This window comes from Nostoc sp. (assembly GCF_036918245.1).
GTDB lineage: Bacteria > Cyanobacteriota > Cyanobacteriia > Cyanobacteriales > Nostocaceae > Nostoc.
The window spans coordinates 38,142-48,698 of the sequence record NZ_JBALEF010000108.1 but is presented as its reverse complement, the minus strand read 5'-3'; the positions used below and the strand labels follow the sequence as shown (position 1 = coordinate 48,698).

The 10,557-nt window shown below is 43.8% G+C and carries 4 protein-coding genes and 2 pseudogenes; 2 read left to right on the top strand and 4 right to left on the bottom strand.

Translation table 11 applies throughout. The features are described from left to right. Positions 1-334: pseudogene (locus V7L12_RS31660) on the top strand (hypothetical protein); the annotation flags it as partial. A 221-nt stretch (positions 335-555) separates the two neighbouring features. Here the strand turns inward: V7L12_RS31660 and V7L12_RS31655 are convergent. The 3 genes and pseudogenes from V7L12_RS31655 to V7L12_RS31645 all read right to left on the bottom strand — a co-directional run bounded on the left by V7L12_RS31655 (position 556) and on the right by V7L12_RS31645 (position 3,581). Then, on the bottom strand, positions 556-1,584 hold the full coding sequence (locus V7L12_RS31655) for a S66 peptidase family protein (RefSeq protein WP_335090489.1): 1,029 nt from the start codon (positions 1,582-1,584) through the stop codon (positions 556-558). Between the two features lie 336 nt (positions 1,585-1,920). Then, positions 1,921-2,301, bottom strand: a complete 381-nt coding sequence (locus V7L12_RS31650) for a KGK domain-containing protein (protein ID WP_335090487.1) — start codon at positions 2,299-2,301, stop codon at positions 1,921-1,923. Between the two features lie 118 nt (positions 2,302-2,419). Beyond that, positions 2,420-3,581 (bottom strand): annotated as a pseudogene (locus V7L12_RS31645) (dynamin family protein). Between the two features lie 346 nt (positions 3,582-3,927). Between V7L12_RS31645 and V7L12_RS31640 the strand changes: the two are divergent. Next, on the top strand, positions 3,928-8,643 hold the full coding sequence (locus tag V7L12_RS31640; RefSeq protein WP_335090486.1) for a beta strand repeat-containing protein: 4,716 nt from the start codon (positions 3,928-3,930) through the stop codon (positions 8,641-8,643). 218 nt (positions 8,644-8,861) lie between these two features. On the opposite strand, the gene V7L12_RS31635 is transcribed toward V7L12_RS31640, so the two are convergent. Then, complete coding sequence (locus tag V7L12_RS31635; protein ID WP_335090484.1) at positions 8,862-9,845, bottom strand: polysaccharide deacetylase family protein; 984 nt, start codon at positions 9,843-9,845, stop codon at positions 8,862-8,864. Positions 9,846-10,557 lie beyond the last annotated feature (712 nt).

The window sequence follows — 10,557 nt, the reverse complement described above, 5'->3', positions numbered from 1 at the left end:
AAAAGATACAGCGAATGCAGTAAAGGGTGCAGCCCAAGAGGTCAAACCAGCCGTTAAAAATGTAGCGGACTCTGTTAAAGAGACAGTTGAGGAAGCCAAACCAGCTTTCAAAGATGCAGCAAAAGATACATCGAATGCAGTAAAGGGTGCAGCCCAAGAGGTCAAATCAGCTAGTAATCAGGGCGTAGGATTAGATGAACGGCTGGTTGCAGATAATAAGCAGGTGAAAACTGAAGATGTTGGCATGAGGAAAAGTGTTGAAACTCACTCACCCCAATCACTCCCAGTAGAGATTATTGATCGAACCACCTCTGTAAACACTGACACACTATGAGATGGTGATAAGTTAGACATTCCTTAAGGGGTGTTAGGGGACTTGCAAAAAATAAAGCATTTCCCCATAGATAATTAGGACTCACGCAAAAAGGCAGTGAAAGCCTTGATTTACCGTAGGGGCAATTCATGTAGACGCAAAGCGGCTTCCCGCAGGGTATTGCCCCTACATATTAGATAAAATGTGAGTCACTATTTTTATATTCTAACCTCCTGCATTCTTCACACAAGACTAACAGCCGCCTCTAACATTCGTATTGTCCCAAGTTCAGCATTTATTTCCACTTCTACACCGATTGGCAAGGTAAATTTATCCTTAATATGACCAATCATTGAACCGTACCAAGCAGGAATACCTAAAGGAAGTATGTGGTCTTGCAATACTTGCATTAAGGTAAATGATGGTTCATCTCCAAGACTACAATTAGTGCATTGCCCAAAGATAAAACCAGCAATTTGGTTAAGTATCCCAGCAGTTTTTAACTGCGTCAGCATCCTATCTATACGATAAACATCCTCGCCAATTTCTTCTACAAACAGGATGCTTTTGTTCCAAGAAGGTAGGTAAGGTGAACCTACCATTGCTGATAGCACTGACAAGTTTCCACTCACAAGTTTACCCCTCGCCTTTCCCGTTGCTATCGCCTCCACCCGCACCTCGCTAGGGTTGAGATTTTGCATAGTCACCGCTTCAGCATTAAATAGGATGCGCTTAAAGTAATCGACTGTAAATTGATTCCAAGTAGACGTAGCAACTGGCCCATGAAAAGTAATCATTTGACTACGGGCATTAATTGCCAACAACAGCGTCGTAATATCGCTGTACCCGATGATAATTTTCGGATGGGAGCGGATTAGCGAGTAGTTGAGTAAAGGTAAAATGCGATTACAACCCCAACCACCACGCATGGGAATAATTGCTTTTATGGTGCGATCGCTAAACATTAAGTTTACATCCTGGGCGCGATCGGCATCTTTACCCGCTAAATAGCCGTAACGATCTAAAATATGCTTCCCCAGCTTGACTTTTAACCCCAACTTTGAAATTGATTTCTGCGCTGCTTCGATGTCTTTAGCGTCAACGACACCCGCAGGGGCGATTAATCCTACTGTATCGCCCGCTTGCAGGTGGGGCGGCTTGCGGCTAGTGTTTGAAGATGCCTTACCTTGGGCGGTAAGTGCTGCTGGTATCTGGGTAGCGAAGCTAGCAAGTCCACAGGTTGTGAGAAATTCCCGACGTTTGATATTCATAACCATTGAGTTGGGGACTAGGGACTGTTTTTCTAATACTTAGTACCCAGTTTTGTAAAGAGTATTTATAGCACAATACAGTTCAGTTAGCGCCAAAAACCTTAAACTGCGTAGGTTAGGTTGAGGAACGAAACCCAACATTTCCGGTGCTTTGTTGGGTTGCGCTTTGCTTAACCCAACCTACAATTTTTTCTAACCCTACCGTATTGAGTTATAGAAAGCGTAAATCATTCATCAACAACAAAATTCTTGACTTATTTAATAAGTCGGGAATCTAAGCTTTTCTATTAAAAAAATCACATAGGATTGTTATATGTAAATTTTAATTGACTAATTTTACTCCTGAATCATGCGGCGAAGATCATCAAGAGGCGACTCTGGTTCGGTGATTTCTAAATTGTTGCTGTTAGTTATTTGTACATCTTCCTCTTCAACATAAAATTCAACACTTATTTTAATTTTAACTTTCCCCTTTTTCCAGCTTTGAGAACCTAGTGTTAAAATTTCGCAATCCATACCATTCTGAAACCAATTCACCTTTGGAGACTGTTTTACCCTTACTCCTTGCCTACCTAATTCTTGATTCAATATTGATTCTAGCGTGGAGTTAGATGAGGTATTCATTGCTTGTTTAAATTTAGCAACTTTATATGTGTTGTCTCCAAAGTCCAAAACATCACCATCGTTACACTCTATTGGCTTGAATCCATCTTCCATATCAACCTCAATTTTTGAAAATTTTCTACTTTACGCAAAACTGTAGTTAATGAGGGCTAAAGTCACTAACTACAAGCTACAAAAATCCAAAATTATCTGTGTTTATCTGCTATTCATACTAAACCTGTGCTACTTTATCAACGAACCCATCTGAGTTGACAAATCCATTACTAGCAAATTTGCCATCAGTGTCTAATGAACCAGAGGTAGCATATATAAACTCTGCATTACCAATTACAGGCAAAAGATTGTCATATAATTGCATTGCCTGTAAACAATTATTGATACTAGAAGCTGCTGAATTATATGTTGCAATATTTTCTTCAACAACATTCAATAATCGGCGATTGTTCGCAATTTTTTCTTCAGCTTCTTGTTGGAGTGTTTTTTCTAAATAAGCACGCGCCTGTGGGTATTGCTGCAAAATCTCATCCGCTTGCTGATCCGCCATTGGTAACAACTGAGTTTTGAGCGTTTGGTTGATGGTTTGACGGAAAGATTTGCGAATAGTTTGAGAAACTTTTGGCTCAAAATCTAACTTTAATAACTGCCTAATTGCTGGCTCTGCTTCCACGATACTTTCAGCGTCGTAACCTTGAGAAGTTTGTGATAAAGTTTGGCGAAATTGATATATAGAAAAAGTGCCTTCATCGTAAAATCTCGGACTTTCTCGCACAAAGCGATCGCACTCTACACTAGCTGCACTCACTAAAGTTAAATTGCTCCATTGAATATGTAGCATTAGCCACCGTGTTGATGCGATCGCTATTTGCAATATATCCCTCTAGCAACAACATTAAAGCCTTTGCCTGTTTTGCACGTTCTGATTTACTCTCACCACCTTCGTGCTGAATAATCGCTTCAGAACCTTGACGTAGTAAGTTAATTACCTCAGCTTGGTTGATATTAGCTACTGTTTTAAATCCTAGTTGCTGACACAAAGAAGCTACTTGTTCCCGAATCTCTACTTCACTTAAAAACGTCAAAACAACACGTTCTTTATCTACTTCTGCATACTCAATTTTGCATTCTGTACCTGTAGCGTGTCCCTCTGCGCTGTAGAGTAATTCTCTTTCTAATAGTGCATTAATTAGCATTGATTTCCCAGCACTAAAAGCACCTGCAAATACAATTTCAAACTTGGGAGAAATCACCTTACTTAAAGAAGTTCGTACAGGTGTAATATCTTGGGAACGTAGCGTTGGTTCTTGTTGTAATAGTTGTAATATAGACTCAACCTGCTCTTTCAAATTTTTGCACTGAAGCGGCATATCTGACATATTCAGCATCCTGACAATATTTATGTATATATTAGTAATATTTATTGTTTTGATGGTTCAGTAAAATTCCTGAGAATTTCACTGTGCTTTAGCTGCTGGATATTACTAGGACTGACGCACTGTACAAATTAATGAGCGATTATTCTACAAACTCAAAGCCTACCTGGTTGCGGAAGTAGCAATCAATTTGCAGTTGTTAATAGTGCGCCCAGTCTCACCACATCAGATTTTGTTGTGCAAGTGTCGGGATATACATCTATACCCCCCTACTTAGAACACGGAACTTCAAGCGTAAAACCTAAAAGTTCACTCGCTGACTAACAAGAAATAAACACAGGAGAAAATCATGGCTAATTCATCATTCAATCTCGGTAACCTCTCTTCTTTGAATGGCACTAATGGCTTCGCCATCAACGGTGTTACAGCAGATGACAACTCAGGCTCCTTAGTCAGCAATGCGGGGGACATCAACAATGATGGCATTGACGACCTGATTATTGGGGCACCTAATGTTTCTAATTCTGGTGTTTCTAATTCTGGGCGAAGCTATGTAGTGTTTGGGGGAACAAATGTGGGCAGTGGCGGCACTCTCAACCTCTCCTCTTTAAATGGCACTAATGGCTTTTTAATTAAAGGCAATTACTCAGGCTACTCAATCAGCAATGCGGGGGACATCAACAACGATGGCGTTGACGACCTGATTATTGGGGCACCAGATGGCGACCCCAACGGCATCTATAATGCTGGGCAAAGCTATGTGGTGTTTGGGGGAACAAATGTGGGCAGTGGCGGTACCTTCAACCTCTCTTCTTTGAATGGCACTAATGGCTTTTTAATTAACGGCATTGCTAATGATGACAACTCAGGCTCCTCAGTCAGCAATGCAGGGGACATCAACAACGATGGCATCGACGACCTGATTATTGGGGCAAGGAATCCCTCTTATAGTGGGCAAAGCTATGTGGTGTTTGGGGGGACAAATCTGGGCAGTGGCGGCACCCTCAACCTCTCTTCTTTGAATGGCACTAATGGCTTTTTAATTAACGGCATTATTACTGAGGATAACTACTCACGCGTCTCAGCCAGCAATGCGGGGGACATCAACAACGATGGCGTTGACGACCTGATTATTGGGGCACCACTTGCCTCGCCCAAGGGCGAAGATAAAGCTGGGCAAAGCTATGTAGTGTTTGGGGGAACGAATGTGGGCAGTGACGGCACCCTCAACCTCTCTTCTTTGAATGGCATTAATGGCTTTATAATTAACGGCATTGCAGCAGGTGACTACTCAGGCTTCTCAGTCAGCAATGCGGGGGACGTCAACAACGATGGCATTGACGACCTGATTATTGGGGCATATTTTGCCTCTCCCAACGGCATAACTGTTTCTGGGCAAAGCTATGTGGTGTTTGGGGGAAGGAATCTGGGCAGTGGCGGCACCCTCAACCTCTCTTCTTTGAATGGCACTAATGGCTTTTTAATTAACGGTATTGTTACATATGACTCCTCAGGTATCTCAGTCAGTAAAGCGGGGGACATCAACAACGATGGCATTGACGACCTGATTATTGGGGCACGACGTTCCGACCCCAACGGCAACTATACTCCTGAGCAAAGCTATGTGGTATTTGGGAGGACGAATCTGGGCAGTGGCGGCATCCTCGACCTCTATAATCTGAATGGCACTAATGGCTTTTTCATTAACGCCATTGCAGCAGGTGACGAATTAGGCTACTCAGTCAGCAATGCGGGGGACGTGAACAACGATGGCATCGACGACCTGATTATTGGGGCACCATATGCCGACCCCAACGGCAAAGATTCTGCTGGGCAAAGCTATGTGCTGTTTGGTGGGACGAATATTGGGAGTGGCAGCACCCCTCCTAACCTGACTGGAAGTCCCAATAGAGATTTCGACTTGTTTGGCACACCTAGCAACAACATCATCGATGGGTTAACTGGTGATGATACCCTAACAGGCAACGGCGGTCAAGATAAATTTATTATTCGCCCTGGCGATGGCGATGACACCATCACCGATTTTGGCGGCATTGGTAAAGGCACAACCCCAACGTCGGCAGTGATTGCCTCTTTGGACACCTTGCAATTTACAGGTAGTGGTTTAACTGCCCAAAATTTGCAATTAACTCAAAATGGTAACAACTTAGAAGTCACCTTTGATGAAAATGTAGCTTTTACCAAAGTCACTCTGCAAAACTTCAAATTAGAAAACCTGGATAACCTCGCTGCAAGCGGTTCACGACCTGCACTTGGCAATATCCTGTTTGATGGGCAAACCAACATCGCCGACAGCTTTGATGTCTTCGATGCTAACTCCACTCAAACTACGCTATTCAACAAGAATACGGTGACTTTCCTCAATGACCTCAACAACAATATCACGGGTTTTGACAACTCCGCTGATATCATTAATGGTCAGGGAGGTGACGACATCATCGACGGCAAGAGTGGCAATGACTTGCTGCGGGGTAGTGCAGGCAATGATACCCTTGTCGGTGGTGCAGGCAATGATACCCTTGTCGGTGGTGCGGGTGCTGACCCTTTCTTCAACCTCTCTGACTTGAATGGCACGAATGGCTTTATAATTAACGGCATTGCTAATGATGACAACTCAGGCTCCTCAGTCAGCAATGCGGGGGACATCAACAACGATGGCATTGACGACCTGATTATTGGGGCACCATATGCCGACCCCAACGGCAAAGATTCTGCTGGGCAAAGCTATGTAGTGTTCGGGGGAACGAATCTAGGCAGGGGCGGCACTTTCAATCTCTCCTCCTTGAATGGCACTAACGGCTTTATAATTAACGGCATTGCAACAAATGTTTACTCAGGCATCTCAGTCAGCAATGCGGGGGACATTAACAACGATGGCGTTGACGACCTGATTATTGGGTCACGATATGCCTCTCCCAACGGCAAAGATTCTGCTGGGCAAAGCTATGTGGTGTTCGGGGGAACAAATCTAGGCAGTGGCGGCACTTTTAACCTCTCTGACCTAAATGGCACTAATGGCTTTTTGATTAACGGCATTGCTGAGGATGACAACTCAGGTTACTCAGTCAGCAATGCGGGGGACATTAACAACGATGGCGTTGACGACCTGATTATTGGGTCACTTGCCTCTCCCAACGGCAACTATCATGCTGGGCAAAGCTATGTGGTGTTCGGGGGAACGAATCTGGGCAGTGGCGGTACCCTCAACCTCTCTTCTTTGAATGGCACTAATGGCTTTTTGATTAACGGCATTGCTACATTTGACTCCTTGGGCTACTCAGTCAGCAATGTGGGGGACATCAACGGTGATGGCGTTGACGACCTGATTATTGGGGCACCAGAAAATGGCTCCTCCTACGGCACGGGTGCTGGGAAAAGTTATGTGGTGTTTGGGGGAAGGAATCTGGGCAGTGGCGGCACCCTAGACCTCTCTTCTTTGGATGGCACTAATGGCTTTTTGATTAACGGCATTGGTGATGTTTTAGGATTAGGCTTCTCAGTCAGCAATGCGGGAGACATCAACAATGATGGCATTGACGACTTGATTATTGGGGCAGGTGGTGCTTATGAGCCTGGTGGGAAAAACTATGTGGTGTTCGGGGGAACGAATCTGGGTAGTGGCGGCACCTTAGACCTCTCTTCTTTGGATGGCACTAATGGCTTTTTAATTAAGCGCATTGGCGCTAATAGTCAGTTCCCATACTACTCAGTCAGCAAAGCGGGGGACATCAACAATGATGGCATTGACGACCTGATTATTGGGGCAGCTAATGCCGACCCCAACGGCATCTCTGAGGCTGGGCAAAGCTATGTGGTCTTTGGGGGAACGAATCTGGGCAGTGGTGGTACCCTCAACCTCTTTTCTTTGAATGGCACTAATGGCCTTTTCATTAACGGCATTGCAGCATTGGACTACTCAGGCTCCTCAGTCAGCAATGCGGGGGACATTAACAACGATGGCGTTGACGACCTGATTATTGGGGCACCTAATGCCGACCCCAACGGCAAAGATTCTGCTGGGCAAAGCTATGTAGTGTTTGGGGGGACGAATAGAAACAGTGACGACACCCTTAACCCGACGGTAACTCCTGGTAATGATACCCTGACGAGCAACAGCCGTCAAGATACATTTGTATTTCGCCCTGGCGATGGCAATGACACCATCACCGATTTTGGTGGCGTTGGTAAAGGCTCAAAGCCGTCTGCGCCAGAGATCGCTTCTTTGGACACCTTACAATTTATAGGTTCGGGTTTAACTGCCGAAAATCTGCAATTAACTCAAAATGCTAACAACTTAGAAGTTACCTTTGAAAATGTTGCTAATAGCAAAGTCACTTTGCAAAACTTCAAATTAGAAAGCCTCGATAATCTGCCAGCTTCTGGAGCAACACCTGCGATTGGCAATATAGAGTTTGATGGGCAAACTAACATCGCCGACAGCTTTGATGTCTTCGATGCCAACTCTACTCAAACTAGCCTGTTTAACAAAAACACGGTCACTTTCCTCAATGACCTGAATAATAGCATCACAGGTTTTGAAAACTCCAACGATGTGATTAATGCTCAGGGGGGTAATGACATTATCTATGGCTTGAGTGGCAACGATCTATTGCGAGGCGGTGATGGTAATGATATTCTCGTCGGCGGTGCTGGTAATGATACTCTCGTCGGCGGTGCTGGCGCGGACTGTTTCGTTTACAACACCGATGCAGCTTTTGACCTGACTGCTGGTGTAGATGCGATGTCTACGACGGGCTACGCCTACGCTGACTTCAACAGTTCCCAAGGTGATAAAATTGTCCTAGATAAAACTATCTTTAGTGCGATCGCTTCAACTGCTGGAACAGGTTTTAGTAACAAGAGTGATTTTCAAATCATTTCTAATGGGGGAACCAGCACAGCGAAAATTATCTACGACGCTTTTCGTGGACAGTTATTTTATAACCAAAATGGCAGTGCGGCTGGTTTTGGTAGTGGCGGTCTATTTGCAACTCTGACTGGTGCGCCAACTTTGAGTGCATCAGATTTTGTTGTGCAAGTTTAGATGCTATTTTCAGGTAAATATACCATATGTAGGGGCACAGCAATACTCATTGTAACTTAGCGTCAAAGCCAGCCTAAAACTAGCTTTTTGCTTAAGTTGACACCAATGAGCAATGCTGTATCCCTACGACAACTGAATTCTGACCGGAGCAACGGAAACGTCTCCGGCTCCGCTCCTGAGTTCTGAATTCTTGTTAATAAATCGCATAGATGATATTTTTACCTCTTTTGAGGCACTAATACAGGTAGTTTAGGGGCATCGGCTGCAAATTTAGCGTGTTGTCCAACAGTCAAAACATTAAACTGACTGGATATCATTTCTAAACTTTTGTTCACTATTGCCAGCTTTTTGTAGGTAGGGACACTCATACCTGGGAAGAATGAGAGTTCTGGCACATCTTCTTGACTTACAAAGTCTGTAGGATGGAGTAGCAAAGAAGGCTGGACGCGTGTAACTTTACACAGCGACAGGGCAATTCGCAGGTAGAGTAAAGCCACTTCTGAAGAAAATGTACTCAGAAACATTATGTAACTGAAGTGAATTGGCACTTTAAAAATTGGCATCGTGGTAACGGGAATCTCAGTCAGTTTATCTTTATCTAGTTGCCACTGGTAAGGTTTTAGAGGCTGCAAACCCTCTTTAAAACCGCCAAACAGCGCTTCCCGTTTTTTACGTTCTTCCTTGCTCAATTTACAAGTTATTAAATAATATGCTCGTGCTATAGGCCCCAAAAATGTGGGAAAAGTCGAAGCATCATATTCATATCCTCGTCGTGCTAAGACTTTCAATACTGCTGGAGAAAAACTGTATCCTGGCCCCCGAAAGCCGATAGGATGTTGATGAGTGACGCGCTTGATATGTTCTTCGGCGAGCGCCACCTCTTCTTCAATCTCATTCTCTGAATACAGATGTAGCCAAGGATCGTGATAAAATGAATGGTTGCCAATTTCGTGACCGGCGCTAGCGATCGCTTGTATTGCCTTAGTATTCTTTTCTAGTGCTGCATCCTGACCGACAATGAATACTGTGATTGTCAAATCCCATTGCTTGAGAATATCTAAGAAACGAGGTACTGCGATATTCAGGTAAGAAGGATAAGTCTCCCAACCCGGAGCGCCCTGATTTTTTAAATAAGACCAAATATTATCCAAGTCTAAAGAAAGACTGGCTATTGGTTTGTTTCCTTTTTGCTTTGTTTTCATTATGAGTTAAATTATTTGGACAATTTTAAGCGTCAATTATAGTCTAAGGTTTGGACTTTATTGGTCAAGTTTCATAGTTCGACCTAGGCTGAGTTTAAGGGAAACCTGAAGCTAGAATATTTGCGGCTCCTAATTTTCAAAATAAAGAGTTACTTTAAGAGCAGCATTTCGTAGGCATCGCCCGTCATATCATGTCTACTTGATTACTTATTAAACCCGAATCACCCCACCCCGCCAAAGCTACGCTTTGTCTCCCCTCCCGTTGCTAAGGGACTACGGTTATACACAAGTCAAATTACCCCCCTTAATACCCCCGTTTATTGGGGGGAAACAGGAATCTAGTTCCCTCCCCTTAGAAAGGGGAGGGTTAGGGTGGGGTAAAACTGACGCGAAAAACCAGGTGAGTAAACTATTTCAGACTTGTGTATACACCGTAGTGGCTAAGGGGAGGGGATTAAGAGGTGGGGTACAATGACTGTGGGAATCATAAGTAATTACCCGGACTTGATATCATAGGCATCGCCCAGATTAGTATCGTCCTTTGATCTCGATTTTATCAAACCTTTGGACAACTTTTTACCCTGATACTTAGTTACTGATCATTAATAATTATAACCAAGATACATATAAACTTACATAAGTAGATTTTAGCGTATGCGTAGCCCGTCGCAGACATCGCGCTAGATATAGAAGTTATTAATGATTTGGATGC